At 61.3% G+C, this 26,977-nt stretch carries 26 protein-coding genes, 1 tRNA gene and 1 pseudogene; 11 read left to right on the plus strand and 17 right to left on the minus strand.

Features of this window, described 5'->3' with window-relative positions; all coding sequences use genetic code 11:
- Positions 1–7: 7 nt before the first annotated feature.
- The 11 genes and pseudogenes from ACZ9BE_RS26020 to ACZ9BE_RS26070 all read right to left on the minus strand — a co-directional run.
- Positions 8–1,486 carry an aminotransferase-like domain-containing protein gene (locus ACZ9BE_RS26020; RefSeq protein WP_252885149.1) on the minus strand — a complete coding sequence of 493 codons (1,479 nt, stop codon included), beginning with the start codon at positions 1,484–1,486 and terminating at the stop codon, positions 8–10.
- A gap of 27 nt (positions 1,487–1,513) precedes the next feature.
- Positions 1,514–2,938, minus strand: a complete 1,425-nt coding sequence (locus ACZ9BE_RS26025) for an L-lactate permease (RefSeq protein WP_305382000.1) — start codon at positions 2,936–2,938, stop codon at positions 1,514–1,516.
- Positions 2,939–2,953: 15 nt separating this feature from the next.
- The gene (locus ACZ9BE_RS26030; protein ID WP_150637956.1) at positions 2,954–3,568 is read right to left on the minus strand and encodes a glutathione S-transferase family protein; all 615 of its coding nucleotides are present in this window, start codon (positions 3,566–3,568) and stop codon (positions 2,954–2,956) included.
- Positions 3,565–5,346, minus strand: coding sequence for an FAD/NAD(P)-binding protein (locus tag ACZ9BE_RS26035; RefSeq protein ID WP_476250094.1), 1,782 nt, complete (start codon positions 5,344–5,346; stop codon positions 3,565–3,567). Before ACZ9BE_RS26035 ends, ACZ9BE_RS26030 begins: the two co-directional genes overlap by 4 nt.
- A complete protein-coding gene (sbnB, locus tag ACZ9BE_RS26040; RefSeq protein ID WP_460094361.1) occupies positions 5,340–6,371 on the minus strand; it encodes a 2,3-diaminopropionate biosynthesis protein SbnB in 1,032 nt (343 codons plus the stop codon). The genes ACZ9BE_RS26035 and sbnB overlap by 7 nt, the downstream gene beginning before the upstream one ends.
- A 5-nt stretch (positions 6,372–6,376) precedes the next feature.
- Positions 6,377–7,351 (minus strand): 2,3-diaminopropionate biosynthesis protein SbnA, encoded by a 975-nt coding sequence (gene sbnA, locus ACZ9BE_RS26045; protein ID WP_136492423.1) that lies wholly within the window; start codon positions 7,349–7,351, stop codon positions 6,377–6,379.
- A gap of 403 nt (positions 7,352–7,754) precedes the next feature.
- A tRNA-Phe gene (locus ACZ9BE_RS26050) sits at positions 7,755–7,830 on the minus strand.
- Between the two features lie 91 nt (positions 7,831–7,921).
- Entirely contained in the window at positions 7,922–8,194 is a 273-nt protein-coding gene (locus tag ACZ9BE_RS26055; RefSeq protein ID WP_041477523.1) for an oxidative damage protection protein, read from the minus strand.
- Positions 8,191–9,258: an A/G-specific adenine glycosylase gene (gene mutY / locus ACZ9BE_RS26060; RefSeq protein WP_056787220.1), complete on the minus strand. Its 1,068-nt coding sequence runs from the start codon at positions 9,256–9,258 to the stop codon at positions 8,191–8,193. Before mutY ends, ACZ9BE_RS26055 begins: the two co-directional genes overlap by 4 nt.
- Positions 9,255–11,471, minus strand: a complete 2,217-nt coding sequence (locus tag ACZ9BE_RS26065) for an AsmA family protein (protein WP_476250095.1) — start codon at positions 11,469–11,471, stop codon at positions 9,255–9,257. The genes mutY and ACZ9BE_RS26065 overlap by 4 nt, the downstream gene beginning before the upstream one ends.
- 78 nt (positions 11,472–11,549) lie before the next feature.
- Positions 11,550–11,768: pseudogene (locus tag ACZ9BE_RS26070) on the minus strand (GNAT family protein); the annotation flags it as partial.
- Positions 11,769–11,996: 228 nt separating this feature from the next.
- Here ACZ9BE_RS26070 and ACZ9BE_RS26075 point away from each other — a divergent pair.
- The 7 genes from ACZ9BE_RS26075 (at position 11,997) to ACZ9BE_RS26105 (ending at position 17,816) form a co-directional block, all read left to right on the plus strand.
- On the plus strand, positions 11,997–13,661 hold the full coding sequence (locus ACZ9BE_RS26075) for an OFA family MFS transporter (protein ID WP_016772126.1): 1,665 nt from the start codon (positions 11,997–11,999) through the stop codon (positions 13,659–13,661).
- Between the two features lie 273 nt (positions 13,662–13,934).
- Positions 13,935–14,528, plus strand: coding sequence for an imidazoleglycerol-phosphate dehydratase HisB (hisB, locus tag ACZ9BE_RS26080; RefSeq protein WP_016772125.1), 594 nt, complete (start codon positions 13,935–13,937; stop codon positions 14,526–14,528).
- Positions 14,528–15,166: an imidazole glycerol phosphate synthase subunit HisH gene (gene hisH, locus ACZ9BE_RS26085; RefSeq protein WP_056787225.1), complete on the plus strand. Its 639-nt coding sequence runs from the start codon at positions 14,528–14,530 to the stop codon at positions 15,164–15,166. Before hisB ends, hisH begins: the two co-directional genes overlap by 1 nt.
- Entirely contained in the window at positions 15,167–15,427 is a 261-nt protein-coding gene (locus tag ACZ9BE_RS26090; RefSeq protein ID WP_056787227.1) for a DUF2164 domain-containing protein, read from the plus strand. It begins immediately after the preceding gene.
- Between the two features lie 42 nt (positions 15,428–15,469).
- A complete protein-coding gene (hisA, locus tag ACZ9BE_RS26095) occupies positions 15,470–16,207 on the plus strand; it encodes a 1-(5-phosphoribosyl)-5-[(5-phosphoribosylamino)methylideneamino]imidazole-4-carboxamide isomerase (protein ID WP_056787231.1) in 738 nt (245 codons plus the stop codon).
- A gap of 9 nt (positions 16,208–16,216) precedes the next feature.
- Positions 16,217–16,987: an imidazole glycerol phosphate synthase subunit HisF gene (gene hisF, locus ACZ9BE_RS26100; RefSeq protein ID WP_007897430.1), complete on the plus strand. Its 771-nt coding sequence runs from the start codon at positions 16,217–16,219 to the stop codon at positions 16,985–16,987.
- A gap of 73 nt (positions 16,988–17,060) precedes the next feature.
- Complete coding sequence (locus ACZ9BE_RS26105) at positions 17,061–17,816, plus strand: substrate-binding periplasmic protein (protein ID WP_256808503.1); 756 nt, start codon at positions 17,061–17,063, stop codon at positions 17,814–17,816.
- Here the strand turns inward: ACZ9BE_RS26105 and ACZ9BE_RS26110 are convergent.
- The 5 genes from ACZ9BE_RS26110 to gpmI all read right to left on the minus strand — a co-directional run bounded on the left by ACZ9BE_RS26110 (position 17,797) and on the right by gpmI (position 24,486).
- Positions 17,797–19,170, minus strand: coding sequence for a Vps62-related protein (locus ACZ9BE_RS26110; RefSeq protein ID WP_256808501.1), 1,374 nt, complete (start codon positions 19,168–19,170; stop codon positions 17,797–17,799). The genes ACZ9BE_RS26105 and ACZ9BE_RS26110 overlap by 20 nt on opposite strands.
- Before the next feature lie 115 nt (positions 19,171–19,285).
- Complete coding sequence (locus ACZ9BE_RS26115) at positions 19,286–20,062, minus strand: divergent polysaccharide deacetylase family protein (protein WP_406228052.1); 777 nt, start codon at positions 20,060–20,062, stop codon at positions 19,286–19,288.
- A gap of 2 nt (positions 20,063–20,064) precedes the next feature.
- Positions 20,065–21,384, minus strand: coding sequence for a S41 family peptidase (locus ACZ9BE_RS26120; RefSeq protein ID WP_039756590.1), 1,320 nt, complete (start codon positions 21,382–21,384; stop codon positions 20,065–20,067).
- A gap of 31 nt (positions 21,385–21,415) precedes the next feature.
- Positions 21,416–22,702, minus strand: coding sequence for a murein hydrolase activator EnvC family protein (locus ACZ9BE_RS26125; protein ID WP_150637972.1), 1,287 nt, complete (start codon positions 22,700–22,702; stop codon positions 21,416–21,418).
- A 254-nt stretch (positions 22,703–22,956) separates the two neighbouring features.
- On the minus strand, positions 22,957–24,486 hold the full coding sequence (gpmI, locus tag ACZ9BE_RS26130; protein ID WP_256808494.1) for a 2,3-bisphosphoglycerate-independent phosphoglycerate mutase: 1,530 nt from the start codon (positions 24,484–24,486) through the stop codon (positions 22,957–22,959).
- A gap of 153 nt (positions 24,487–24,639) precedes the next feature.
- On the opposite strand from gpmI, the gene ACZ9BE_RS26135 reads away from it, so the two are divergent.
- The 3 genes from ACZ9BE_RS26135 to secB are packed head-to-tail and all read left to right on the plus strand — an operon-like array spanning position 24,640 to position 25,852.
- Entirely contained in the window at positions 24,640–25,053 is a 414-nt protein-coding gene (locus tag ACZ9BE_RS26135; protein WP_016772116.1) for a rhodanese-like domain-containing protein, read from the plus strand.
- A gap of 1 nt (position 25,054) precedes the next feature.
- Positions 25,055–25,309, plus strand: a complete 255-nt coding sequence (gene grxC / locus ACZ9BE_RS26140; protein ID WP_016772115.1) for a glutaredoxin 3 — start codon at positions 25,055–25,057, stop codon at positions 25,307–25,309.
- 57 nt (positions 25,310–25,366) lie between these two features.
- Complete coding sequence (secB, locus tag ACZ9BE_RS26145; RefSeq protein ID WP_016772114.1) at positions 25,367–25,852, plus strand: protein-export chaperone SecB; 486 nt, start codon at positions 25,367–25,369, stop codon at positions 25,850–25,852.
- A 96-nt stretch (positions 25,853–25,948) separates the two neighbouring features.
- On the opposite strand, the gene ACZ9BE_RS26150 is transcribed toward secB, so the two are convergent.
- Positions 25,949–26,404: a tRNA (cytidine(34)-2'-O)-methyltransferase gene (locus ACZ9BE_RS26150; RefSeq protein WP_016772113.1), complete on the minus strand. Its 456-nt coding sequence runs from the start codon at positions 26,402–26,404 to the stop codon at positions 25,949–25,951.
- Here ACZ9BE_RS26150 and ACZ9BE_RS26155 point away from each other — a divergent pair.
- Complete coding sequence (locus tag ACZ9BE_RS26155; RefSeq protein WP_095181059.1) at positions 26,403–26,843, plus strand: hypothetical protein; 441 nt, start codon at positions 26,403–26,405, stop codon at positions 26,841–26,843. The two genes, ACZ9BE_RS26150 and ACZ9BE_RS26155, sit on opposite strands and share 2 nt — an antisense overlap.
- Positions 26,844–26,977 lie beyond the last annotated feature (134 nt).

The raw sequence follows: 26,977 nt of genomic DNA on the forward strand, positions 1-26,977 counted from the left end.
AAGTCGGTCAGGAAACTGCCAGCTCTTGCAGCTGTTCAGTCGGCATCTGCCGCGGGCTCGTCGGGCGTGCGGCAAGGTGGGCGCATTCGGCGATCACCTTGAGAATGCCGATCACCGCCGGGGTCAGCGTAGTGCCGAGGCAAATGCGCACGCCTGTGGAGGCCTGGCCATCGGCGAAAAATATGCCGCTGCCAGCCACGTGGCAACCACGCTCCGTGGCCAGTTGCTGCAGCGCCGGCATGTCGGTGTGTGCAGGCATTTCGACCCAGTGGATGAAACCGCCGCGCGGTGGCACATAGACGGTCCCGAGCGGGAAATCCGTGCGCACCAGCGCTTCGACAAAACTCGCCAGCGAAGAGAGTTGCGACCTCAATCTGGCGCAGTGCTCGTCCATGTAGCCACGGCCGATGAATTCATTGAGAACATTTTGCGCCAGGCTGGAAACGGCCAGGTTGCGCGAAAACATCTGCGCGAGGATGGCATTGCGGTATTTGCCGGCCAGACACCAGCCGACGCGATAACCCGGCGCGATGGTTTTGGAAAAGGACGAGCAGTAGATCGTCTGGCCGCTGCTGTCGTAGCTCTTGAGGGCGCGCGGTCGATCAGCTTCGGGCACCAGGTCGAAGAAGATGTCGTCTTCGATGATCGGCACATCCGCTTCCCGGGCGATCCTGGAAAGTCGCGCGCGCGCTTCGTCGGGCATGATGAAACCACGCGGATTCTGCAGCGTCGGGTTGAGAAAAATCACCGCGACCTTTTTTTGCTTCAGCGCTTCCTCCAGATGATCGACATCCAGGCCCGTACGCCCGTGGGTGCGGATCGGCAAGGCGCGCATGCCCAGGCGTTCGATGGTCTGCAGAATGCCGTAATAGGTCGGGGTTTCGATGGCGACTGTAGCGCCTTTCGACGCGACTGCTTCGAGGGCCAGTTCGAGAGCGATGGTGTCGCCCGACGTCACCAGAATATCGTCCGGCCCGCAGACTACACCGCGGGTCAGCATCAGCCCGGCGATGCGCCGTCGCAGCGCCGGCAGGCCGGGTGGCGCGACCAGACCGCTCAGCGCGTTGTCGGTCCTGGCGGCCAACACCGAGAGGCATTTGTTGAGCAACACGTTGGGCGTGAGATCGCTGTGCAGGACGGCCGAATTCAGCGATGCGGTGGTGCGCGAGGCCGCCTCGGAGAGCATCGCAACCACCGCATGATTGACGTTGACGGTGACACTGGAAAAGTCGAAAGCGCCGGACGGTTTTGCCCGCCCTGATGCCGAGACGAAGTAGCCGACGCGCGGTACCGTCGAGACGTAGGCGTCGGCCTCGAGATCGGCCAGCGCCCGCTGCACCGTGGTGATGCTGGTCTCGAACATCCGCGCCAGAACGCGGATTGACGGCAGTTTCGCTTCGGCCGCCAGGTCACCGCTGTCGATCTGGCGAATAATCCAGTCCTTGACTATCCGCCAGCGCTTGTCCGGCAAATCAAACCTGTCCATAAGTTCTCTGTGATGATTCGAAACAATTCACAGAAAGTAGAGCAAAACGATCCCCGTTGCAGCAACTATGACGATGTTCAGCGCCACCAGACCGAAGGCGAAGCGGATCAGGCTGTTTTCTTCCTGGCGGTTGGCCCCGGCAAGTCCGGTGATCAACGACAGAATCGACAGCGAGCCAAGTGCGCCATGGCCGGCGGCGCTGTTGACCATTGCCGCCAGCCACGCCCCGTGTTCGCTGCTCAGCGCGGCAATGGACGGCATCACCAGCGTGTTGCCGCCGACGTTGGAGCCGGTGACATAGCCGGCAATCCCTGCCAGCAGGGCGATCGTCGGTGCCAGCGAAATACCCGACATGGATTGCAACGCGCTTTGCGCCTCGACGAGGAATCCAGCGTTGACCATCACCTGAGACAGCAGCAGGAACAGGAAGATTGTCGTGACCGGAAACTTCGCCCGGTTGAACAGCGCTGGCCACGGGAAACCCGCGCCCGCGGTTTGCCTGAACGCCATCAGCACGGTCACGATCAGCAGCGCCAGCCCTGGAGACGCCAGCGGCTTCCATGAAACGTGTTCGCCCCTGACAACCCACAGGCCATCCCAGCCCGACAGCACGAACAGTCCGCGCGACGCCACAATCACTCCCAGCAAGGCCAGATAAGGCCATGCCGCGCTCGGCCAGCGCACCAGTTTTTTCCGTTGCGCCCAGGAGATGCCCAGGCCGACGCAAGCCACAGCCAGCCCGGCCAGCACACCGGAGACTTCCGGGCCGACCCACAGGTTGACGCAATACAGCACGGCAACGAACAGGGCGGTCACGACGATCAGCCCCAGCCACGGAGTAATCCTGCGGATGCCGGCCTGCCACAAGGCCAGCGACGCCAGGCAGAGGAACACCGGCGCGCTGATCAGCGCCGAATGGCTACCGAGGGTTTGCGCCGGCAGGTGCGCCAGCAGGGCGCCGATTACCGTCGCCAGACCCAGCGTGCCCCACGGCATGATCACCATGCCGGCGAGAGCGATTTTCATCCCCGACTGGCGAGTGAAAAGCCCCATCAGCAGCGGCACCGTGGCGATCAGCGAAACGCCGAAGCCGGTCATCGCTTCCAGCAGCGGCGCCAGGCCCAGCACGATGAAAATCACCTGCGCCGGGGGTGTCCAGCCGAGTTCCTTGACCCACGCGCCGATGGCCTGCGGTGCACCGCCGCGCTCGACCAGAATGACGAAGGCCAGCCCCGGGACGATTACGCACGCGGTGCTGAGAAACAGGATCGTGGTGTCCTGAAAAATCGCCGAGGAGATGGCCGCCGACACCGGCCCGGCAGCGCCCAGTGCCCACAGCACCAGCACCAGCACCACACCGGCCAGCGCGGCCTGTACCGGCGGACGCCGGAGGATCAGGATCAGCGCGATCACCAGCGCGATCGGTGACATTTGCAGCAAGAGAGAGCTCATAGCGGTTTCCTTGGCTTAATCGTGCGTCTGTCCGCTGTACTCGGTCGCCCGCATGGACGCGCGCTGGCAGAACGTCTGATACCACTCGCTCAGGCGTGCTTGCGCCGAGAAGTCCGAGAGTTGACGGAAAGCGATCCAGTCCAGCGCGGTCGCCAAGGCGATGTGGCCAACGGTGATCGGGCCATTGAGGTCGACGTGCTCTTCGATGAAGCGATACGCCTCCTTGAGTTTGTAGGCCTGGCCGTCCGCGTACGCCGGATAGCGCAAAGCCTCGGGGCGCCGCTCGACTTCCCAGCGCAGCTTGATGCCGACGTCGCACATGCCCTGCGCCAATGCCTGCAGGCGCAGCGCCTTGTAGCGCTCGGGGCCGCTTGCCGGGATGAATTTACGGCCGTTGCTCAGGTCATCGAGGTATTCGCAAATCACGATGGAATCGAACAGTGCGGTGTCGTCGGGCAGCATCAGCACCGGCACTTTACCCAAGGGGTTGGCCTGGTAAATGGTCGCGTTCGGTGAAGTCGGGCTGGTCTCGTGATGTATCACCTCAAGGCTCGATGCGATGCCAAGTTCGTGAGCCAGCACCAACACCTTGCGGGCGTACGGCGAATGCGTCTGATAGTAGAGTTTCATGCGCGAGTTCCTGTCTCAAGGATGGCGGTGGCGACTCGATGGGCGTCCATGAACAGCCGCGAAGGTGCGCCCGCCGAGGTGACGTAGTGGTTGTAATAGCAAGAACCTTCGGCGAGCGGTCCCAGCACCCAGATGTCACGCACCGCTTCGCCGCTGTTCGACTTGGGGTTGGACGCCGCGTCGACATCGATGCCGTCGATGCCCGGCACATCGGTGCGCGGACGCACAAGGCCCAGGCGCGCGAGGTCGCGCACAGGTGCGCAGTCGCTGTGGGTGACGCCGCTGCTCTGGACGTAACCGGCGACTCGCTTGAAGTGATCGATCGCGGGGCGTGAGCCGGGCTTGAGAAAGGTCAGCAAACCGGCATCACACAGCGCGAGCAGATCGGCGTGGCGCTCCTTCTGCGGGCCGGCGACCAGACGGTTGATCGCCTTGTGCCAGCGGCCATAGAACTGCCGATGCGAATCTTCGGTGAGCCCATCGAAATCGACCGCCTCACGCAGCCGGTCGCGCAAGTCGCGCCAGACTTCGATGGCGGCTTTGATCGGCGACGCGCCGCGTCCCAGACGTGCTTCATGCAAGTCGGCTTCGAGGGTGTCGTAAATCCATGCGTGATAGTTGTAAGGCGTCACGCTGTCGGGCAGTGCGTGGCAGATCAGCTCCAGCGGATTGATTGCCCCGGCAATCGTTTCGAACTCGCGCAGCAAAGCTTCGCAGGCGACAACCCCTGCTGGGCCGACAACGCTGACGGTTCTGAGCTGCTCAAGCAGCTGTTGTGGCGCTGAAGGTTTATGCAGAACGGCGACCGCAGCGGCACGCATCTCCAGCAGCATCAGCGGGAGAATGTCCCGTTCGAAATCCAGCCGGCGGTTGTGCGCGTTGAGCCGCAACGACTCGATACGTTCGCTGGTCAGCAGCACAGCGGTGTGGCGCCGGCAGCCAATCAAGCCATTGGGACGCGTGCGAAACGGCAGCCCGTCCCGCGACTGAATGAAGATCACCGGCTCCTGACCCGAAGGCTGGTAAGTGTGACTGCCATCGGCCATGGGTTTGTAGATCCCGCCTCTGCCAGCCGTCAGCGCCGCCAGGGTGTCCATGGCGCCCAGGCCCAACCCTTCGATCAACACCGTTTCGCCGGGCTCGACGGTGGTGAGGCTGCCGGGCAGCGGATAGACGTTATCGACCCGGTTCTGCCCCGCCAGGCGCAGGCGTCCGGTGTGGCCAACGGTCAGCACCAGACGATCCACCGTCACCGCAGCGCCGTCGGCGGTTAGCAGAAGGTATTGCTGATTCTCGCGGCGCTCGACCGCCGTGACCTGATGCCGATGCAGATTGACCGTGACCCAGGCGGGTGCGGTCGCGAGGATCCGCGTGAAGGCGTCGGCCAGATAAGCGCCGAGCAGGTGCCGTGGCAGAAAATCCTCCGGCTCGACGTCGCGACCGTCGGCGGCGAGCAGGCCGCTGTCGGGGTCAACCTTGACGCGCTGTGCTCGGCACCACGCGAGAAAGTCCGGCCCTGGCCGTTCCCGGGCGTCGGTCAGATCACCGAACGCTGCTGCGTCGGGAAATACCCCGAGCTGACCGGCGACGGTGTTGAGCAACAGGTAGTCCGGTTGATCGGGCCAGTGCGCGCCGCTGCCGAGCACGTTGGGCTCGAAGATGTCGATGACCACCGGTTGTTGTGGGCGTTCCTCGGCGCGGCTCAACAGGCGCTCGAATACCGACATTCCGCGCGAACCGCAGCCGACCAGGCCAATGTGCACAGGCGCCTTCACCATCTGCGCTCCTCGCCAAAAAATGACGGGATGGCAATTGCCGTACCGGCCGCCACCGCAATGTCGTGGATCATCCGGCCAATCGCGAGATCGAGAATGCCCATGCCGAATGGCGAATAGATCAGCGGTTTGTCCTGGGCGACATGCAGGTCACCGCGAATCAGCTGCGCCACTGTGCCGGTGACAAAGTCGCGATGGCCGTATTGCTGCTCGGCCAGATGCGGTGAGGTATTGGCCTTCAGGCAATGGGTGATGTCGTCGAAGTAGTTGTAACTTTCCTCGATGATTTCGGCGCCGATATCCCGCAGCGAGATGTTCAGAACAATCTGCCCCGGGCGGAACGTGCCCTGGCCTTTTACGTAGGGCTCGCCCGCGCTGGTGGCGAACACCACGATGTCGGCTGTCAGTGCGTCTTCGAGCGACAGCAGACGCACATCCGGCAGGCCCAGTTGTTCGCCAAATTCCGCGAGGGCTTGCGCCGATTCGGCGTTGAGATCGTGAATGCCCACGCTGTCGAAGGACCAGTCGTCCGCGACGAAAGTCTCGAGGATATTTCTTGAGATTACCCCGCCACCAATGATCGAAAGTGTCGCCGCGTGGCGGTTCTGGCCATTCAGCCACCAGGCACCCAATACCGCCGACGCCGCCGTGCGCACGGCACTGATCAGCGCACCTTCGAGCAGGGCGTAGGGATAACCGGTCTGCGGGTCGTTGAGAATCAGCACGGCAGATGCGCGCGGAATGCCTGACTTGATGTTGTCGGGATAACTGGCAATCCACTTGATCCCGGAGACGGATTGATCGCCCTTGCTGTCGACGATGGCCGCCGGCAGCGCAATGATCCGGTTCGCCGGTTGCGCAGGGAAACGCAAAAAGTAACTGTCGGGGTTAACGGTTTCGCCACGCTCGTGGGTCAGGTAGGTCTGCGCCACCATGTCGATGGTTGCATGCCGCAGCCCGTTGAGGATGTCTTTGACGACAGCGCCGGGGATGACGTGGAACGGCTGGATCGGATTCTGTGTGGTCATGAGGATTACGCCGAGAGTGCCAGAGCGATTTCAGGGAAAAGGGGCTGCAGTGCGGTTGCGCCGATCCGCTGGGTGACCCAGTCGTCGGAGTAGATGGTTTCGAGATAGCGCTCACCCATGTCGGGGGAGATCGCCACCACGACATCGTCGGGCCGGATATGCGGCGCCCACTGGCGGATGCCGGCGAGCACAGTGCCGGTGGAGCCGCCGAAGAGCAGGCCGTAGCGTTGCGCCAGCCAACGGCAGACCTTGATCGTCTGTTCCTCGGGAATCGACAGGAAGTCGTGAATGCCCGACGACTCGAATATCTCCGGCAGGCGGCTGGTGCCGAGCCCCGGAATATGGCGCGTGCCGCCCGGCAGGCCGAACGTCACCGAGCCGACGGTATCGACGGCAATGACTTTGGTCTGCGGATGATGTTCGGCGAAGTAGTTCTTGCAGCCCATTAGCGTGCCAGTGGTTCCCGCGCCGACGAACAGGTAATCCACGTGCGCAAATTTGCGCGCGATGGACCTGGCAGTCGCTTGATAGTGGGCGAGGGGGTTGGTCGGATTCTTGTACTGGTTGAGCCAGATGTAGTCGGCGTTGTCAGCGACCAGTTGTTCGATCAGGCGAATCCGCGAATTCAGGTAACCGCCGTTCTCGTCACGCTGATCGACCATGAGCATTTGCGCGCCAAGGGCTTGAATCAGCTTGCGGTTCGGCGCGGAAATATTCGGGTCGATTACGCAAACGAACTGGTAACCCTTGGCCGCGCAGACCATGGCCAGCGCAACGCCCAGATTCCCCGATGAGGATTCGATGAGGCGGGTCTTGTGGTTGATCAGTCCGCGGACTTCGAGATCAGTGATCAGCGCGTGCGCGGTCTTCAGCTTGATGGAGCCGGCGGGATTCAGTCCTTCGATTTTCAGCTGGATCGTTGCGCTGCAAAGATCGCCGATCTGCACATAACTGTCTTCATTGATGAGTTGCTTGATCATACGTCGTCCGTTTCGCTCTTTTGCCGGGCGCACGGGGGCGCCAGCATTCATCCTGGAATGTTTGAAAAGCAGTAACTGCAGTTCGCCTGTGGGTTGGGTTCAGATTTTTTGCTGGACAGGAAGTGACCTTGCGGGCGACGCCGATCGATTCAAAAAATCAGGGTTTGCGCTCTGAGGGCTACAGGAGTCCAGAGTGTTGCGGGGCGCAAAGTAGAGCCAGTCATTGGCTCGCCAAGGCTTGCTTGAAGTATTGGCGAAACGCCATCTACACGGAGAGATACAGATTTCGGGTTTTTTCCAGTACAGCTGGAATCCGGGTGTATCGAAGGGGGAAGAGAGGAGGGGGGGTCAAATCGCAGGCATAAAAAAACCCTGAATCTTGCGATTCAGGGTTTTCGGTATTTGGTGCCCAGAGACGGAATCGAACCGCCGACACGGGGATTTTCAATCCCCTGCTCTACCGACTGAGCTATCTGGGCAACGGGGCGCATTAAAAGGGTTTTTCGGATTTACGTCAACGACTTTTTGAAAATTTCTTAAATTAATTCCGTCGCTTACGAAATCTGCGGGTTATTCGGCTGGCGGCACGTAGCCTTCGGCCTTGGCGTATTCCTCGCCGGAGAAGTACTTGTCCATTTCGCCCTGCAGGTATTTGCGATCGTCGGCGTTCATCATGTTCAGGCGCTTTTCGTTGATCAGCAGGGTCTGGTGTTTCTGCCAGTCGGCCCAGGCCTTGGCCGAGACGTGGTCAAAAATATCCTGGCCCTTGGCGCCCGGGAAAGGGGCGCGCTCCAGCGCGGGCAGTTCTTCTTTGTACTTGCGGCACATTACGGTGCGGGTCATGGCGACTCTCCTGCATTCAATACGGCGGCCGCGCGTTCGAGCAAGGTCTTGACCGGGGCAGCAAGGCCCAGGCGCGGCGGGGTGGCGAGGTTATACCAGAGCCAGTCGGCCTCGGCCACGTGATGGCTGGCTTCCTGCACCTGAACCAGCCACGGTTCGATGGACAACTGGAAGTGGCTGAAGGTGTGAATCAGGCTCGGCAGCGCCTGCTGCTGACCCATGGTCAGCGAGTGCTGATCGGCCAGATGCTGCAGATCTTCCAGATCATCCAGTTCCGGCAGGCTCCACAAACCGCCCCACAGTCCCGTCGACGGGCGGCGGTAAAGCAGAATCGCGCCTTCGCCGTTGGCGAGCATCGGCATCAGCGTGCGTTTCTGCGGGATGGCCTTGCGTGGCTTGGGAATCGGATAACGTGTTTCCAGACCAAGCATGTGCGCTTCACAGCCACGCTTGAGCGGGCACAGCAGACAGCTCGGCTTGCTGCGCGTGCAGAGTGTGGCGCCAAGATCCATCATCGCCTGGGTGTAAGCGTTGACCCGATCGTGCGGGGTGAAGCGCTCGGCGTTGGCCCACAGCTGTTTGGCGACTTTCGGTTCGCCGGGGTAGCCCTCTTGCGCCGTGAAGCGCGCCAGCACGCGTTTGACGTTGCCGTCGAGGATCGGCGCGCGCAGGCCCATGCTGATGCTGGCGATCGCCCCGGCGGTGGACAGGCCGATGCCCGGCAGCTCGGTGAGTTTTTCCACGTCGCGCGGGAATTCGCCAGCGTACTGGCTGACGACGATCTTCGCGGTCTTCTGCAGATTGCGTGCGCGAGTGTAGTAACCCAGCCCGGTCCAGAGGTGCAGCACCTCGTCTTCCTGCGCTTCGGCCAGAGCTTGGACTGTTGGCAGCGCCGCCATGAAACGCTCGAAATAGTTGAGCACGGTGCTGACCTGAGTCTGCTGCAACATGATCTCGGACACCCAGACCCGATACGGATTGATGTCCTGCTGCCACGGCAAATCGTGGCGGCCATGGCGGTCGAACCATTCCAGCACCGCCGTGGAAAACTGCTCCGCTGTCATCGCTTGAACAGCCCCTTCAATGCGTTTTTCAGTTCCGGACTGACTTTGTCGCCCAATTTCTCGTCGATCTTTTCGCTGAGTTTGTTGCCGGCCATTTTGCTGGCGACCTGACCAAGGCGGTCATTGTCGACGCGACAGGCCTTGGCCCCCAGTTCCAGCGGGCCACGGCAGCGCAGCGGCCACTCGATGCCGACGAACTTCTCGCCGACCTGACAGGCCGGGTCAGGCATGGCGCTGGTGTCGCCCTCGACGATGATGCCGACGCGGTAATCCATGCCGAGCACGCGCAGGTCGATGTCGCCGTCACCGTTGACGGTCATGCCAGGGATACGCACTTTCAGGTCGGGGTTGCTGGCGACGCCGTTGCGCACGGTCAGGTTGCCCTTGAGCTCCTCGAACGGCGTGTCCTTGCCCCGAGGCTCGCCGCTAAGGGTCTTGCGGTTGAGGGTGGCGATGCCTTTGCACAATTGCTGTTCGAGATTGGCATTGAGCAGCACGCCGTTGTTGATGACGAAACTGGCGTTGCCGTTCAGCGTATCGATCAGCGCCTGCTGGCTGTTGCCGCTGCCGGTGAGGCTGCTGGTCAGAGTTACCAGACCTTTGACCGGCGGATTTTTGCCTTGGCTTTCGATGATTTTTTCCGCCGGCACGCGGTTGAGCCGGGTCTGCAGGTTCAGCACTGGCGCGCTTGGGCGCACGTCGAGTGTGCCGTTGGCGACGAAGCCGCCGTTGTACAGATCGCCGCTCAGGTTAGTCAGCGTCAGCAAGCCGCCTTGGCCGGTGGCTTTGAGCGCGGCGTTCTGGATCGGCAGCTTGTCGAGGGTCAGTTGGCCGAAAGTCAGGTCCGCGTCCACATCCAGCTTGGCCAGGCGTTCGACCGGCAGCAGGCGCTCGGTGCTCCAGGCGGTTTTGCTCGGTTTGTCCGGCAGCGGCGTGGTACCCGCGACGGCGCCGGCCTCGGTGCTGGCGACTTCGGCCTGACGGGTTTGCGTGGCGTTGTTGGCCTGAGCCGATTTCGGTGGCAGGTAGCGGTCGACGTTGAACGTGTCGGCCTTGAGTATCGCGCGCAGCGACTGTTTGGCGAAGTCCTCGACGGCGATGCGGCCACTGAAGCTGCTGTCATCGAGTTTCAGGTTGATGTTGTCGAACGACAGGCTGGTCGGGGTGGCCGCAACGCGGCTGACCAGTTCGACCTTGCTCAGGCTGCCTTCGCCCATCGCCGGCAGTGTCTGGCCGATACTGTCGACGAATTTCGCCAGATCGAACTGGGCGATGGAAATGCCGCCGCTGATCTGTGGCGTCTTGTCGAGGTCGTTGGCTTTCAGCTCGCCCAGGGCGCGCAACTGGTTGGCGGAAATCTTGATGCCGGTCCATTCGGCGACGTTCGCTGCCTTGTCCAGCAATAACTGGCCCTGAGCAGAGAAGGTCATGGTTTTGCCTTGCAGCGGATCGCCAGCGAGTTCGCCGGTCAGCTTCAAGTCTTCGAACTTGTAGCGTTGCAGGGCGCGCTCGAAGCGCAGCTCGCCGTTGAGCTCGGTACGCACGCGCAGCACCGGTTGATTGGTGCCGAGGAACGCGGTGGCTTTCACCGGGATATTGGTCGAATCGTGTACCGGGCCGGTGCTCAACTGAATGCTTTCGGCACTGAACTGCTTGCCGGTCAGCTCATCGTTGTATTCAACGCGGGCGTTGTTGACGGTCAAACTGTCGATGTCGAGGCGGATCGGTTGCGCCGGTTTTTCTACGGCGACGGTCGGCTCGCTGGCGGTCGCGCCCGGTGTGGCGGGTGGAGTCGAACCAGGCGCCACAGGCACCTTGCCGATGTCTTCCCAGTTGCCGTGGCCGTTCTTGTCGCGGTTCAGGCGCAGGTTGAGGCCTTCGACGCGTACGTCACTCATCTGCACTTCACGGCGCAACAACGGCAGCACGCGCACGGACAGGCCGAGCATCTGCAAGTCGGCAAACGGTTCGGCAGGCTTGGCCAGGGTGGCGACGCTGGCTTCGTGCAATTCCAGGCCGAGCCACGGGAACAGGCTCCAGCCGATATCGCCATTGAGCGTCAGCTCGATGTGGGCCTTGTCGCGGGCTATCTGGCGGATCTCGTCTTTGTAGTCGTTGGGATCGAATAGGTGGGTCAGGGCAAAACCTGCCGCCACAATGATCAGCAACAGCCCGAGAAGTACCAGACCCAGGATTTTGCCGAACGCTTTCATGGGCGAGTCCTTGTAGTTAGTCGAATTGGTCATATGGCCGGGGAGTATAGCGCTGCCGGCACCCGGTTCGGTGTGGCGTCATCTGCCGAGGGTCGGCGGCGGCACCTGCAACTTCGCCACCGGTGCCTGCGCTTGAGGATGCCCGGCGGGCGCCAGAGGGCGCAATCCGGCCCCCGCTTGCGACGCCATTTTTTGCGCTTGGTTCACCCGTCGTTCAGCCCCGCCAAGGCGACGGGTAACTTTTCGCACGCATAAATGGGACAAGTAGCAAGCGGCGTGGTGCCTTTGCAGACGCGGGGTTGGCGGCTTCCCGAGTCGTACGAGAACAGATGACTTGAAAAAAGGTGATATCAGTTTGGTTTTTCTGTCACCTGAGAATGGTAACCTTCGCCAGTTCGTCCGCCCGTCTGCGACTTAACGTCGCGCCTTCAAGGAGCTTCACCTAAAAAAACGGTCATGCCTGCGTGCATAAGGCCGAGGGTGAGCAGTGGCTGGCGAACCATACTAACAATTGGGGGATACACAATGAGCACGAGCATCACGGCGGACGGCCTCAAAGCCGACCAGCCTGCGTTCCTGTCCAAGGAACGCATCATCGCCAAGCCCGGTTTCAACCGTTGGCTGGTTCCACCGGCCGCTTTGGCCATTCACCTGTGCATCGGCATGGCCTACGGCTTCTCGGTGTTCTGGTTGCCGCTGTCCAAGGCGCTGGGCGTTACCGCGCCGGTGGCTTGCGCGCCGGACATGAGCTTCATCGCACAGGTATTTTCGTCGAACTGCGACTGGCCGATCTCCATGCTCGGCTGGATCTACACGCTGTTCTTCATCTTCCTCGGCTGCTCGGCAGCGATCTGGGGTGGCTGGCTGGAACACGCCGGGCCTCGTAAAGCGGGCGTGGTCTCGGCCTTGTGCTGGTGCGGCGGTCTGCTGATTTCCGCGCTGGGTATCTATACCCACCAGATCTGGCTGATGTGGATCGGCTCCGGCGTGATCGGCGGTATCGGTCTGGGCCTGGGCTATATCTCGCCGGTGTCGACCCTGATCAAGTGGTTCCCGGACAAGCGCGGCATGGCCACCGGCATGGCGATCATGGGCTTCGGTGGCGGCGCGATGGTCGGTGCACCGTTGGCGACTGCACTGATGAGCCACTTCGCATCGCCAGAAGGCGTGGGCGTATGGCAGAGCTTCGTGGCCATGGCGGCCATTTACTTCGTGTTCATGATCGGTGGCGCATTGTCCTACCGCGTGCCGCCAACCGGCTGGAAGCCTGAAGGCTGGACCGCTCCGGCGAAGAAAGCTTCCAACGCGATGATCACCAACCGTCACGTTCACGTGAATGTAGCGTGGAAAACTCCGCAATTCCGTCTGGTCTGGCTGGTGCTGTGCCTGAACGTGTCGGCGGGTATCGGCATCCTCGGCATGGCTTCGCCACTGTTGCAGGAAGTGTTCGGCGGCAAACTGCTGGGCGTCGATGTGCCGTTCGGTCAGCTCGACGCTGGCCAACTGGCCTCGATCGCGGCGATCGCAGCGGGCTTCACCGGTCTGCTGAGCCTGTTCAACATCGGTGGCCGGTTCTTCTGGGCTTCGTTCTCGGACTACCTGGGGCGCAAGAACACTTACTTCGTGTTCTTCGCGCTGGGTTTTGCCCTGTACGCGCTGATTCCGAACATGGGCCATCTGGGCAACGTTGCGCTGTTCGTGGCGGCGTTCTGCATCATCCTGTCGATGTATGGCGGTGGTTTTGCCACGGTCCCGGCGTATCTGGCCGACCTGTTCGGTACGCAGATGGTCGGTGCGATCCACGGTCGTCTGCTGACTGCCTGGGCCGCTGCCGGCGTGCTCGGTCCGGTGCTGGTGAACTACCTGCGTGAGTATCAGTTGAGCATCGGCGTGGAACGCGCTGCCGCTTACGACATCACCCTGTACATCCTCGCCGGCCTGCTGGTGCTGGGCTTCCTGTGCAATCTGATGGTGCGCCCGGTGGCCGACAAGTACTTCATGACCGACGCTGAACTGGCCGCCGAACAGGCGCTGGGCCACGACAAGGGTGCCGATGCCAGCACCGTTCTGGAGTGGAAAGCGGCGCCGGGCACCAAGCCTCTGGCGATCGCTGCCTGGCTGGTGGTGGGTATTCCGTTGGCGTGGGGTGTGTGGGTGACCCTGCAGAAGACGGCGGTATTGTTTCACTAAGGTGTTAGCTGAATAAACGCCGAACCTGTGGGAGCGAGCCTGCTCGCGAAGACGGAGCACCAGTCGACATCCATGTTGGCTGGCGTACCGCATTCGCGAGCAGGCTCGCTCCCACATTTGTTTATGGCATGCCTGTACTGGCTTGTATGGACATGTCTACCCGCGACAGCCGGGCGTTCTATCCGTCAGGCATCTCTCCTCTCGTGTTTCTGTTTGCGCCTCGCGTGCCTATAATGGCTGCCTTTTTCGCCCAATGATTTTGCGGAGCTGGTGATGGCCGAACGTAAGGCGTCTGTCGAGCGCGACACTCTGGAAACCCAGATCAAAGCCTCGATCAACCTTGATGGCACCGGAAAGGCCCGATTCGATATCGGTGTACCTTTTCTTGAGCACATGCTGGATCAGATTGCCCGTCACGGGTTGATCGACCTGGATATCGAATGCAAGGGCGATCTGCATATCGACGACCACCATACGGTGGAAGACGTCGGTATCACCCTCGGCCAGGCGTTCGCCAAAGCCATCGGCGACAAGAAAGGCATCCGTCGCTACGGCCATGCCTACGTGCCGCTCGATGAAGCGCTGTCGCGCGTGGTGATCGATTTCTCCGGTCGCCCGGGCCTGCAGATGCACGTGCCGTACACCCGCGCCACCGTCGGCGGTTTCGACGTTGACCTGTTCCAGGAATTCTTCCAGGGCTTCGTCAATCACGCGCTGGTCAGCGTGCACATCGATAACCTGCGCGGCACCAACACTCACCACCAGATCGAAACCGTGTTCAAGGCTTTCGGCCGCGCGCTGCGCATGGCTGTCGAGCTGGACGAGCGCATGGCCGGGCAAATGCCGTCGACTAAAGGCGTTCTGTAATGCAGACGGTTGCAGTTATCGACTACGGCATGGGCAATCTGCACTCGGTGGCCAAGGCTCTTGAGCACGTCGGCGCCGGCAAGGTGCTGATTACCAGCGACGCGAACGTGATTCGAGAAGCCGACCGTGTGGTATTCCCGGGTGTTGGCGCGATTCGCGATTGCATGGCGGAGATCCGTCGCCTCGGCTTCGACTCGCTGGTCCGTGAGGTCAGCCAGGATCGGCCGTTCCTCGGCATCTGCGTCGGCATGCAAGCCTTGCTCGATACCAGCGAAGAGAACGCCGGCGTCGACTGCATCGGCCTGTTTCCGGGCGCGGTGAAATTCTTCGGCAAGGATCTGCACGAAGACGGCGAGCACCTCAAAGTCCCGCACATGGGCTGGAACGAGGTAAAGCAGAAGATCAGTCACCCGCTGTGGCACGACATCCCCGACCTGGCGCGTTTCTATTTCGTGCACAGCTACTACATCGCCGCCGCCAATGCGCGTCAGGTTGTAGGCAGCGGCCATTACGGTGTCGATTTCGCCGCAGCGCTGGCCGACGGTTCGCGTTTCGCCGTGCAGTTCCACCCGGAGAAAAGCCATACCCACGGCTTGCAACTGCTGCAGAACTTCGCTGCGTGGGACGGTCGCTGGTAAATGGCTGTCAAGAAATCCAGACCGCCGATCTTGACCCTCACTCCCGAGCAGGAGAGCGAGGCCAATCGCAAGATCCAGCGGTTCATGGAAGACCGTTTCGAACTGGATCTGGGTTCGTTCGAGGCGGCGGAAATTCTTGAGCTGTTTACCCGCGAGATTGCTCCGCACTATTACAACAGGGCGATTTTCGATGTGCAGACCCACCTCAAGGAACGGTTTGAAAGCATCGAAAGCGACCTGTGGGCGCTCGAGAAAAACTGATTCCCGAGCCAAGCTGAACATTCCAATTTTAAGGTTTGCCAGATGCTGATTATTCCCGCTATCGATCTCAAAGACGGTGCCTGCGTACGTCTGCGCCAGGGCCGCATGGAAGATTCCACGGTGTTCTCCGATGACCCGGTGAGCATGGCTGCCAAGTGGGTGGAGGGCGGTTGCCGCCGTCTGCATCTGGTCGACCTGAACGGCGCGTTCGAAGGCCAGCCGGTCAACGGCGAAGTGGTTACCGCAATCGCCAAGCGTTACCCGACCCTGCCGATCCAGATCGGTGGCGGCATTCGTTCGTTGGAAACCATCGAGCATTACGTTAAGGCGGGCGTGAGCTACGTGATCATCGGCACCAAAGCCGTAAAAGATCCGGCGTTCGTTGCTGAGGCCTGCCGCGCCTTCCCAGGCAAGATCATTGTCGGTCTGGATGCCAAAGACGGTTTCGTCGCCACCGACGGCTGGGCTGAGATCAGCACCGTGCAGGTCATTGACCTGGCCAAGCAGTTCGAAGCCGACGGCGTATCCTCGATCGTTTATACCGACATCGCCAAAGACGGCATGATGCAGGGCTGCAACGTACCGTTCACCGCCGCGCTGGCCGCTGCCACCAGGATTCCGGTGATCGCTTCCGGCGGCATCCATAACCTGGGTGACATCAAGTCGCTGCTCGACGCCAAGGCACCGGGCATCATCGGCGCGATTACCGGCCGGGCGATCTATGAGGGCACTCTCGATGTCGCCGAAGCGCAAGCTTTCTGCGATTCGTACCAAGGCTGAGGACTGACCATGGCGCTGGCCAAACGCATCATCCCTTGCCTGGACGTGGACAACGGCCGGGTCGTCAAAGGCGTGAAGTTCGAGAACATCCGCGACGCCGGTGACCCGGTGGAAATTGCCCGTCGCTACGACGAGCAGGGCGCCGACGAGATTACCTTTCTCGACATCACCGCCAGCGTCGATGGCCGTGACACCACGCTGCATACCGTCGAGCGCATGGCCAGCCAGGTATTCATCCCGCTGACCGTCGGCGGTGGTGTGCGTACCGTGCAGGACATCCGCAATCTGCTCAATGCCGGCGCGGACAAGGTGTCGATCAACACCGCCGCCGTGTTCAACCCGGAATTTGTTGGCGAAGCCGCGCAGCATTTCGGCTCGCAGTGCATCGTCGTCGCCATCGACGCCAAGAAAGTCTCCGGCCCCGGCGAAACCCCGCGCTGGGAAATATTCACCCACGGCGGGCGCAAGCCGACCGGTCTCGACGCAGTCGAGTGGGCGAAGAAAATGGAAGGCCTCGGTGCCGGCGAGATCCTCCTGACCAGCATGGATCAGGACGGCATGAAAAACGGTTTCGACCTCGGCGTGACCCGCGCCATCAGCGACGCGCTGGGCATTCCGGTGATCGCTTCCGGTGGTGTCGGCAATCTGCAGCATCTGGCCGATGGCATTCTCGAAGGTCATGCCAGTGCGGTGCTGGCGGCGAGTATTTTCCACTTCGGCGAATACACCGTGCAGGAAGCCAAGGCCTACATGGCCCATCGCGGCATCGTCATGCGCTAAAGCGTACAGGCCAGTGGACAGCATGGCGCGCCCAAGGCACTCTTGGGCACGCCATGGATTCCGGTAGCCCGACATGATCAAACGCCTGCTTGTTGTTCTCGCCAGCGCCTCGTTGTTGTTCATCAGCAATGCCCGGGCCGAAACCAGTCCCGACACCGATCTGGTGCTGCTCACCGAGAACTTCCCGCCGTACAACATGGCGAAGAACGGCAAGAATTTTGCCCAGGGCGACAACATCAACGGCATTGCCACGGACATCGTTCGCGAGATGTTCCAGCGCGCCGGCCTCACTTACAGCCTGACCCTGCGTTTCCCCTGGGAGCGTGTCTACAAACTCGCCCTGGAGAATCCCGGCTACGGGGCCTTCGTCATGGCGCGCCTGCCCGATCGCGAAAGACTGTTCAAATGGGTCGGCCCAATCGGCCCGGACGACTGGATCCTGCTGGCCAAGGCTGACAGCAAGATCACCCTCGAAACCCTCAATGATGCGCGCAAATACAAGATCGGCGCCTACAAGGGCGATGCGATTGCCGAGACGCTCTCCAAGCAAGGCCTCAAACCGGTAGTAGTGCTGCGCGATCAGGACAACGCAAAAAAACTGCTCAATGGCCAGATCGATCTGTGGGCCACGGGTGATCCTGCCGGCCGTTATCTGGCGCGGCAGGATGGCGTGACCGGCCTGAAGACCGTGCTGCGCTTCAACAGCGCCGAGTTGTACCTGGCGCTGAACAAGGACGTCTCCGATGAGGTGGTCAACAAGCTACAGACCGCGCTGGATCAGTTGCGCAAGGAAGGCGTGGTCGATGAAATCATGGCGCGCTATCTGTAACGGCTGACTCGTCGGGCTCTGGCTGGGAGGCGCTGATTTCGCCCTCGGTCGCAGGCGCAAGCACAGTCTGATCTTCGACCGCCTCTGGCTCCGACGCGACGATGGTTGCAGGCTCGGTGGGTGCGTACTGGCTGATGTGAAGGCTATTGCCATCGGTGTAGATGAAACCATCCGTCACTGCCGTGCCGTCCGCGCGCACCAGTCTGTATTCGCTCTGGGCCAGGTAGGCGGCCACTGAGCGGTTTTTGTCCACCACCGCAACCACTTCGATGGTCGCAGTATTGAGCCATTCATTCGAATGCAGTTCGCATTGGGTGAAATCGTGGCCCAGCCGTGCGGAAAACATCAGCGCGCCGTGCTGTCGGGTTTGCCATTGGGCGCCGAATTCGATGGATGTGGTCTGGGTGAAAGTACGCAAGCCGCCAGTACGCTGGGCGCGCTGCGCATTCCACCTGAATATCTGGCTGTCGTTGCCACTGTTGCGTGCGTGACCGACGAGGATGTAGCGATCCTCGCGTTCAAGCAGATAGAAGGGCGAGTGACGCCATTGCTCAGCGGCGGTGTAACGCGGATCGTTGACCGTGAACCAAGGGAGGCTGGCGGTGTAAGTCGCATCGTCCGTTGGCTCTACAGGTGTTGGCGTCTCGCCGCAGAGCACCGGTGGCGATGGGCGTGTAGACATCTGCAGGCCGATCTGCAAGCGCAAGCAGTAGACCGGGAAACTGGCCGGTCGGGTGTAGTCACTCAAGCTGAAAAAACTGCCCGATGCCAAGTAGACTTCGCCCGGCAAAGCGGCTGGAGGAACGGCGCTCCAGGTGCTGACGCGCTGTCGGGCCTTGCTGCCCTTGTCGTCCCAGATCAGATCGGTGGTATTCGACGCGATCACCAGGTCTTCGCGAACGCAGCGCACCGCGTTGAGCGAAGGTTTTTCATGATCGTTCGAGCACACCGACCCCAGCGCTACGTAGCCTGCGGGAGCTAGCGGTCGCCAGATCGACAGATCTCGTTTCGAGCCTGATCCGGAGTCCTTCCAGACCAGCTCGTAATCATCGGGACGTCGCAGTGCCCTGCCTTTGGTGGGGTCAGTGCTGGCAATGTCTGCCTCACAAACAACCGCGACCACGCGTTCGCCGTTGATGTTGCCAACGCCTCTGGTGACGAAGTCGCCCAAGGGGAAATAACCGGGCAGCGCGTCGGGAGCCGGAGTCGGGCGCCAGAACGACGCGGGTCTGGCCGACAAACCGTTGGTATCCCAGATGCGCAGAAATTCTGTTGTGAAGTTGATCAGCAGGTTATCGATGCGGATCGGTTCAGTCCGCCCAACGGGCGGGATAATCGGGGCGTTGTTTGTCATGGGCACTCCTGATAGTTGCAAGCGACTCAAAGGAGTCGCGACCTGTTGCAGGTCTCACTATCCGGAAGGGGGAGGGGCGTTCGGTGGTAACTATGTATTGCAACGTGACCGGGTGTTACCGGTAAACGCCATCCTTGCCATGGCCAGCCATGGCGCGGTTGCTGCGCACGCTGATCATCTGCCTGATATCGATCCAGTCGATGCCCTGCGCTTTGAGCTTGGGTAATTCGCGCTCGAGCACCGCCAGGGTCTGCGGATACGGATGGCCGATCATCACCGCTGAACCCTGTTTGTGCGCCAGGGCGATCGCGGTCTGCAACTGAGTGGCAATGGCCGCTTCGGTGCGCTCATCATCAAGAAACACATCACGGGAAACGCTGGCCAGGTCGATCTTCTGCGCCTGCTGCGCAGCGACCGTTTGAGCGCTGGTGCGGCTGTCGACGAAGAACTTGTGCCGACGCTGCAATTCGCCCATCAACCACGCCATCGCCACAGGCTGCGCGGTCATGCGGCTGCCCATGTGATTGTTGATGCCGGCAGTGAACGGGACTTTTTCAAACGCGGCATTCAGGCGTTTCTGCAGCTCTTCAATGGGCAGTTCGGGGTGCCAGGCGTAGGGCCCGGTGGCCGGGTCCATGGGCATGTGCAGGATGACGATCTTGCCGGCGCGATGGGCTTCGCGGGCAAATTCGGTGGCGTGGGGGGTATCGGGCATGATCGCCGCCGTGACCGGGCCGGGCAGGGCGAGCACGCGACGATCCCGGGGCAGGTTCTGCCCCAGGTCATCGATGATCAGTGTCAGGTAGGCCTTGTGCGGCGAGGAACTGGCGGGCTCTGCTTGGGCAAGACCCGCCATACAGCACAACAGAACGCAGAGGGAACGCAACAACATCCTCAGCGGCCGGACGTGATGCTCAGGCCTTTGAGCAGGCTCAGGGCCTGGGCCAACTGGTAATCGTCATCCTGCGGCATCGCTTTGGCCTTGCCGCCGGAGCCGCTCGGTTTGTCGGCGCCGCCGTTGCCGTTGCCCAAGTGACCTTGCAGATCGGCTTCCTTGAAGTATTCGCTGTCCGCTTCGTTGGTGATCTTCGCGCGGCGCACTTCGATGTCCGGCACGATGCCCTGAGCCTGGATCGAGCGGCCGTTCGGCGTGAAATACAGCGCGGTGGTGATCTTCAGCGCGCGGTCGTTGTTCAGCGGCAGCACGGTCTGCACCGAGCCCTTGCCGAAACTGGTGGTGCCCATGACCACGGCACGTTTCTGGTCCTGCAGGGCGCCGGCGACGATCTCCGAAGCCGAGGCACTGCCACCGTTGATCAGCACCACCATCGGTACAGCTTCGCTCTCGTCCTTGCCGGTGGCGGAGAAGCGCAACTCGGAGTTGGCAATGCGGCCCTTGGTGTAGACGATCAGACCTTTGGTGATGAAATGGTCGACCACTTCCACCGCCGATTGCAGCACACCACCGGGGTTGTTGCGCAGGTCGAGGATGATGCCGTTGAGCTTCTTGCCGTTGTCCTTGCGCAGTTTGGCCAGAGCCTTGGAGACTTCTTCGCCGGTCTTGACCTGGAACTGGGTGATGCGGATGTAGCCGTAGCCCGATTCCAGCAGCTGCGCCTTGACGCTCTTGACCTGAATCACTGCACGGGCCAGGGTCACGTCGAACGGCGTGCCGCCATCGCGAACCAGGGTCAGGGTGATTTTCTGGCCGATCTTGCCGCGCATCTTGTCGACGGCTTCGGTCATGGTCTGGCCACGGGTTGGCTGGCCGTTGATCTTGACGATGAAGTCACCGGCCTGGATGCCCGCCTTCGACGCTGGCGTGTCATCAATCGGCGAGACGACCTTGATGAAGCCGTCTTCGGCGCCGACTTCGATGCCCAGGCCGCCGAACTCACCGCTGGTGCTTTCCTGCAGCTCGGTGAAATCTTCAGGGCCAAGGTACGCCGAGTGCGGATCAAGGTTGCTGAGCATGCCCTTGATCGCGTTTTCCAGCAGGGTCTTGTCGTCCACAGGCTCGACGTACGCGGCTTTGATCCGGTCCATGACCTCGGCGAAGGTGCGCAGCTCTTCCAGTGGCAACGGCGCCTTGGCGGTCGCGGCAGTGCCTGCCGGAGCGACGGTCGGGGCCGGTTGCGCGGCGAACGCCAGAGGCGCGCCGATCACCAGGGCGATCGTCAGGGCCAGCGAGGTAAGGCGGGACAAATGCAGCATGTCGAACGAACTCCTGAATTAGGTGGTGCGCTTATCCTTGCGCACGGCACCATTGCGCCGGATCACTCGGGTGACCCTGCTGACGAATTGCGAAATACAGCGCTGGCGTGTCCTGACCGCCACTGTTACCGACAGTGGAAATCGACTCGCCCGCCTTGACCACATCACCCGCCGACTTGAGCAGCGTCTGGTTGTGGCCGTAAAGACTCAGAAAACCGTTGCCGTGATCAAGAATCACCAGCAAACCGGCACCGCGCAGCCAATCGGCGAACACCACGCGCCCGCCGTGTACGGCGTGCACCTGGCTGCCGGCGGAGGCGCTGATCATCACGCCATCCCACTTGGTGCGGGCGTCGTCGCCACGGCTTTCACCGAAGCGTGCGAGTAATCGACCATCAACCGGCCACGGAAGTTTTCCCCGCGTTGCAGCAAAAGGCCCGCCAAACGTTTCGCCGCTGCTCGATACCAGCGCGCCGGGGCTTGATCTGGCGGGTTTTCGTGGGGCGTCGCTGTTTTCAGCCTGCGCCTCACGCAAACGCTTTTTTTCCGCTTCCTGCTGGGCGATCAGCGCTTTCTGCCGCGCCTCTTCTGCCTCACGAGCCTGTCGGGCCAGGGTTTCTTCAATGGTTTTAAGGACTTTAGACAGGTCTGCCTGATCCTGCTCGCGGGCGGCGAGTTTCTGGTCGCGGGCCTTGACGTCGTCATTGAGTCTGGCGAGAACCTGCTGGCGCTCCTTGCGGACTTTCTCGAGTGCTTCGCGCTGCGTGTCGAGGTCGCTTTTCTGCACCAGCAACTGCGCTTGCTGCAGACCGATGTCTTTTTCGACATTGGCCAGCTGGCGCAGGGTTTCGTTGAAGTTCTTCAACTGCTCCAGGCGTGCCTGGCTCAGGTAGTCGTAATAGGTGAGGGTGCGGGCGAATTTCTCGGGATTCTGCTGGTTGAGCAGCAGCTTGAGGTATTCCTGGCGGCCGTTCTGGTACGCCGCTCGGGCCTGAATGGCGATCAGTCGCTGCTGTTCAGTGCGCGCGCTCTGGAGTTTTTTTTTCTCTGCATCGAGCCGCTGTAGCTCGGATTCGCTTTTCTGCAGTTCTTTCTGCAGCGCGTCGACCTGCTTCTGCAGCTTGCCCATCTCGGTTTCAGTGCCCTTGAGCTCTTTCTGCACGCCGGACTTTTCTTCCTGCAGCTTGCCCAAGAGTTTTTTCAGCTCGGCGATATCCTGACGCGTGGCCTCCAACTGCTGTTGGGTTTGCGCGCGCTCGTCGGCGAAGGCCGGCTGGAGCAGACAGGTCAGAGCAAGGGCGATCAGGACGCGAAGCATAGGGGCGGGCGGCACCAGGGTAAGGGACGGCCTAGTATGCCCGCCCGAGGCTGCAAAAAAAACGCCCAATTGGGGCTGTGTGATAACTGGCTGGAGATACAGCTGAAAATAATCTTCGAACCCAGCACAAACCACTGTGGGAGCTGGCTTGCCAGCGATGGCGGCTGCACATTCAACATAAATGCTGGCTGTCAGATTGCTATCGCTGGCAAGCCAGCTCCCACAGGGTTTTTGCGGTGTTTTCCGGATTCGGCTCAGACCAGGATCGAGGTACCGGTCATCTCCGCCGGTTTTTCCAGACCCAGCAGCATCAGCATGGTCGGCGCTACGTCCGCCAGCACGCCGCCTTCGCGCACTTTCAGGTCGCGTTTGCCGACGTAGATGAACGGCACCGGCTCGGTGGTGTGCGCGGTGTGCGCCTGACCGGTGGATTCATCGGCCATTTGCTCGACGTTGCCGTGGTCGGCGGTGATCAGTGCTTCGCCGCCGACCTTTTCCAGCGCTTCAACGATGCGACCGACGCAGGTGTCCAGGCACTCGACCGCTTTTACCGCCGCATCGAACACACCGCTGTGGCCGACCATATCGCCGTTGGCGTAGTTGACCACGATCACGTCGTAACGCTGGTTTTCGATCGCGTCGACGATACGGTCGGTGACTTCCGGCGCGCTCATTTCCGGCTGCAAGTCATAAGTAGCGACTTTCGGCGACGGGATCAGGATGCGCTCTTCGCCCGGGAACGGTTCTTCACGACCGCCGGAGAAGAAGAAGGTCACGTGAGCGTATTTTTCGGTTTCAGCAATGCGCAGCTGGGTCTTGCCGTTTTTCGCCAGATAATCACCGAGAACGTTTTCCAGGCTGCCGGCGGCGAAGGCCGACGGTGCCGGAATACTTGCGGCGTACTGGGTAAGCATGACGAAACCGGCCAGTTTCGGCTGACGGGCGCGCGCGAATTCCTTGAAATCGTCTTCGACGAACACGCGGGTCAGCTCGCGGGCGCGGTCGGCACGGAAGTTCATGAACACCACTGCGTCGCCGTCTTCAACTTTCACCGGCTCACCGATGGAGGTGGCTTTGACGAATTCGTCGCTTTCGCCACGGGCGTAGGCAGCTTCAAGACCTTCCTGAGCGGTGGCGGCGTTGAATTCGCCATTGCCGTCGACGATCAGGTTATAGGCCTGGGCGACGCGATCCCAACGGTTGTCACGGTCCATGGCGAAATAGCGGCCGATGATGCTGGCGATCCGGCCTTTGCCCAATGCCTGGAAAGTCGCGTCGAGCAGTTCGATCGACGAAGCGGCGCTTTTCGGCGGCGTGTCGCGGCCATCGAGGAAGGCGTGCAGATAGATTTTTTCGGCGCCGCGCTTGAAGGCCAGCTCGGCCATGGCGATCAGGTGATCCTGATGGCTGTGCACGCCGCCATCGGACAGCAGGCCCATGAAGTGCACGGCTTTGCCGGCGGCCACGGCTTTATCCACAGCGGCGCAGATGGTCGGATTGTCGAAGAATTCGCCGTCGCGGATCGCTTTGGTCACACGGGTGAAGTCCTGATACACCACGCGCCCGGCGCCGAGGTTCATGTGGCCGACTTCGGAGTTGCCCATCTGGCCGTCCGGCAGACCGACGTCCATGCCGCTGCCCGAGATCAGGCCGTTCGGCACGGTGGCCCACAGACGATCCAGCACGGGTTTCTTTGCCGCGAACACAGCATTGGATTCGGGGCTGTCGCTGTGACCGAAGCCGTCGAGAATCATCAGGACCAAAGGTTTGGGCGTAGTCGTCATGGAATCCACTCGTGGCTGATAAAGAAGAGGGCGATGGAAAACGGAGTTGGAGTTTAAAGCGAAGTTCCGACCGCGTCACCGCCGGACGGGGTTTGGCCGACCATAGTGGCTGTGTATACTGGCCGACATTTTAACGCCCTGGAACCTCCTTCGATGGTTGCTCACCTGATTGAATTTGCCACTAACCACTACATTCTTGTCGGTATCTTCGTCGTACTTCTGGCTCTGTTGCTGGCGCACACGATGCAGGGCGGCGGCAAAAGCCTGAGCACCGGCGAGCTGACCGCACTGGTCAATAAAGATGCAGGCGTGGTGGTGGACATCCGTCCGGCCAAGGATTACGCCGCTGGCCACATCGTCGGCGCGGTGAACATCCCGCAAGACAAACTGGCCGCCCGCGTCGGGGAGCTGGAAAAACACAAGGCCAAGACCATCATTCTGGTCGACGCCCTCGGTCAGACCGCCGGCACCCACGCCCGCGAGCTGATGAAGTCCGGCTTCACCGCCGCCAAGCTGTCCGGCGGGATTTCCAGCTGGAAAGGCGACAACCTGCCGCTGGTGAAATGACATGAGTGAAGTCATCGTCTATTCCAGCGATTACTGCCCTTACTGCTCGCGCGCCAAGCATCTGCTCGCCAGCAAAGGCGTGGCCTTCGAAGAGATCAAGGTCGATGGCAAGCCGCAGCTGCGTGCCGAAATGACCAAAAAGGCCGGGCGCACGTCCGTGCCGCAGATCTGGATCGGCGCAAAGCACATCGGCGGTTGCGATGATTTATACGCCCTGGAGCGCGCCGGCAAACTCGACGCGCTGCTCAAGGGCTGAACGGCTGCACCCACGTACAGCACTCCCTAAAAGACCCAAGATCGATAAGGATCTGAGATGACTGACCAACAGAACACTGCAGCCAGCGAAGAAGAAACCGCACCGCAATTCTCCTTGCAGCGCATCTACGTACGCGACCTGTCCTTCGAAGCCCCGAAAAGCCCGGCAATCTTCCGCCAGCAGTGGGATCCGGCGGTCGGTCTGGATCTGAACACCCGCCAGAAAGCGCTGGAAGGCGATTTCTACGAGGTGGTGCTGACCCTTTCCGTTACCGTGAAGAACGGTGAAGAAGTGGCCTTCATCGCTGAAGTGCAACAGGCCGGTATCTTCCTGATCAAGAATCTGGACGCGGCTTCGATGAGCCACACCCTCGGTGCATTCTGCCCGAACATCCTGTTCCCGTACGCCCGCGAAACCCTGGACAGCCTGGTCACCCGCGGTTCGTTCCCGGCGCTGATGCTGGCCCCGGTGAACTTCGACGCCCTGTACGCGCAAGAGCTGCAGCGCATGCAGGAAAGCGGCGAGACCCCGACCGTTCAATAAAGGCTCGGATACGCATCGCGGGCAAGCCCGCTCCCACAGGTTTTGCACATTCCTGTGGGAGCGGGCTTGCCCGCGATTGTTTTGGTCAGGCGAAAACTATTTGAAGTCGTTCTGCCGCCACGCTTCGTACACGGCGACCGCCACGGTGTTGGACAGGTTCAGGCTGCGGCAGCCTTCGCGCATCGGCAGGCGCAGGCGCTGTTCGGCGGGCAGGGCGTCGAGCACGTCCGCCGGCAGGCCACGACTTTCCGGGCCGAACAGAAACGCGTCGCCGGGCACGAACGCGGCATCATGGAACGGCCGCGAGCCCTTGGTGGTGAAGGCGAACACGCGCGGGTTACCCAGACTTTCCAGACAGCTGGCCAGGTCAGCGTGACGCTGCAACGTGGCATATTCGTGGTAGTCGAGACCGGCACGGCGCAGGCGCTTGTCGTCCATCTCGAAACCCAGTGGTTCGATCAAATGCAGGTGGCAGCCACTGTTGGCGCACAGCCTGATAACGTTGCCGGTGTTCGGCGGAATTTCTGGTTGAAAAAGGATGACGTGAAACATGCACGGCTCCGAAGGTAAAGATGAGCGGCATTCTACGCCGCCTGTGGACAACCGTTCGAAACTATTCCCGCGAGTCATCGGCTCGCTGGCGATTGTCGGCTTGATGATCGGCTTGATGATCGGCCGTCTGACCACGCCCGATCCAAGCGTGCTGGAGCGTGTCGAGGTCACCGATGGTGGCCTGGTGGTGTGGTTCAACAACGAGCCGAAACTGCACGGCGAGATCATCGATGGCACCGTCGCGCTGCTGTTTCAGGCCGAAGGTCGGGCGCAGAAGGGCCAGCTCAGGCTCAACGGCAAGGACGTCAACTGGCGCACGCGCAAAAGCGATGGAGGGTTATTGCTGACGGTGCTGGCAGCGCGCCCGTTGCAGGGCGACTGGGTTGGCAGCGAGGTCGATGATCGTTGGCGGCTGGAGATCCGCTTGAGCGAGCCCTAGGGGCAAGTCCTCATCACTGGGGCGCGCTCCGACACTGTTTGAGGTCGTTTCCCACTGCGGCCGTCTCCCTTTCCCATCTCCGTCCGATGCTCGTCCACGCTATCGTTTGCCCCTTCAAACGGCAGGATGCCGAA

This window comes from Pseudomonas sp. TE9122, assembly GCF_056278925.1.

Excerpts from the sequence above, each read along its gene's own strand:
- ACZ9BE_RS26030 (WP_150637956.1), bottom strand. The coding sequence starts at position 3,568 with ATGAAACTCTACTATCAGACGCATTCGCCGTACGCCCGCAAGGTGTTG.
- hisB (WP_016772125.1), top strand. The coding sequence starts at position 13,935 with ATGGCCGAACGTAAGGCGTCTGTCGAGCGCGACACTCTGGAAACCCAG.
- hisH (WP_056787225.1), top strand. The coding sequence starts at position 14,528 with ATGCAGACGGTTGCAGTTATCGACTACGGCATGGGCAATCTGCACTCG.
- sbnA (WP_136492423.1), bottom strand. The coding sequence starts at position 7,351 with ATGATCAAGCAACTCATCAATGAAGACAGTTATGTGCAGATCGGCGAT.
- ACZ9BE_RS26105 (WP_256808503.1), top strand. The coding sequence starts at position 17,061 with ATGATCAAACGCCTGCTTGTTGTTCTCGCCAGCGCCTCGTTGTTGTTC.
- ACZ9BE_RS26135 (WP_016772116.1), top strand. The coding sequence starts at position 24,640 with ATGGTTGCTCACCTGATTGAATTTGCCACTAACCACTACATTCTTGTC.
- grxC (WP_016772115.1), top strand. The coding sequence starts at position 25,055 with ATGAGTGAAGTCATCGTCTATTCCAGCGATTACTGCCCTTACTGCTCG.
- ACZ9BE_RS26035 (WP_476250094.1), bottom strand. The coding sequence starts at position 5,346 with ATGGTGAAGGCGCCTGTGCACATTGGCCTGGTCGGCTGCGGTTCGCGC.
- gpmI (WP_256808494.1), bottom strand. The coding sequence starts at position 24,486 with ATGACGACTACGCCCAAACCTTTGGTCCTGATGATTCTCGACGGCTTC.
- secB (WP_016772114.1), top strand. The coding sequence starts at position 25,367 with ATGACTGACCAACAGAACACTGCAGCCAGCGAAGAAGAAACCGCACCG.
- ACZ9BE_RS26075 (WP_016772126.1), top strand. The coding sequence starts at position 11,997 with ATGAGCACGAGCATCACGGCGGACGGCCTCAAAGCCGACCAGCCTGCG.
- ACZ9BE_RS26120 (WP_039756590.1), bottom strand. The coding sequence starts at position 21,384 with ATGCTGCATTTGTCCCGCCTTACCTCGCTGGCCCTGACGATCGCCCTG.
- ACZ9BE_RS26065 (WP_476250095.1), bottom strand. The coding sequence starts at position 11,471 with ATGAAAGCGTTCGGCAAAATCCTGGGTCTGGTACTTCTCGGGCTGTTG.
- ACZ9BE_RS26110 (WP_256808501.1), bottom strand. The coding sequence starts at position 19,170 with ATGACAAACAACGCCCCGATTATCCCGCCCGTTGGGCGGACTGAACCG.
- ACZ9BE_RS26125 (WP_150637972.1), bottom strand. The coding sequence starts at position 22,702 with ATGCTTCGCGTCCTGATCGCCCTTGCTCTGACCTGTCTGCTCCAGCCG.
- ACZ9BE_RS26115 (WP_406228052.1), bottom strand. The coding sequence starts at position 20,062 with ATGTTGTTGCGTTCCCTCTGCGTTCTGTTGTGCTGTATGGCGGGTCTT.
- ACZ9BE_RS26020 (WP_252885149.1), bottom strand. The coding sequence starts at position 1,486 with ATGGACAGGTTTGATTTGCCGGACAAGCGCTGGCGGATAGTCAAGGAC.
- ACZ9BE_RS26150 (WP_016772113.1), bottom strand. The coding sequence starts at position 26,404 with ATGTTTCACGTCATCCTTTTTCAACCAGAAATTCCGCCGAACACCGGC.
- ACZ9BE_RS26090 (WP_056787227.1), top strand. The coding sequence starts at position 15,167 with ATGGCTGTCAAGAAATCCAGACCGCCGATCTTGACCCTCACTCCCGAG.
- ACZ9BE_RS26155 (WP_095181059.1), top strand. The coding sequence starts at position 26,403 with ATGCACGGCTCCGAAGGTAAAGATGAGCGGCATTCTACGCCGCCTGTG.
- hisF (WP_007897430.1), top strand. The coding sequence starts at position 16,217 with ATGGCGCTGGCCAAACGCATCATCCCTTGCCTGGACGTGGACAACGGC.
- mutY (WP_056787220.1), bottom strand. The coding sequence starts at position 9,258 with ATGACAGCGGAGCAGTTTTCCACGGCGGTGCTGGAATGGTTCGACCGC.
- ACZ9BE_RS26055 (WP_041477523.1), bottom strand. The coding sequence starts at position 8,194 with ATGACCCGCACCGTAATGTGCCGCAAGTACAAAGAAGAACTGCCCGCG.
- sbnB (WP_460094361.1), bottom strand. The coding sequence starts at position 6,371 with ATGACCACACAGAATCCGATCCAGCCGTTCCACGTCATCCCCGGCGCT.
- hisA (WP_056787231.1), top strand. The coding sequence starts at position 15,470 with ATGCTGATTATTCCCGCTATCGATCTCAAAGACGGTGCCTGCGTACGT.
- ACZ9BE_RS26025 (WP_305382000.1), bottom strand. The coding sequence starts at position 2,938 with ATGAGCTCTCTCTTGCTGCAAATGTCACCGATCGCGCTGGTGATCGCG.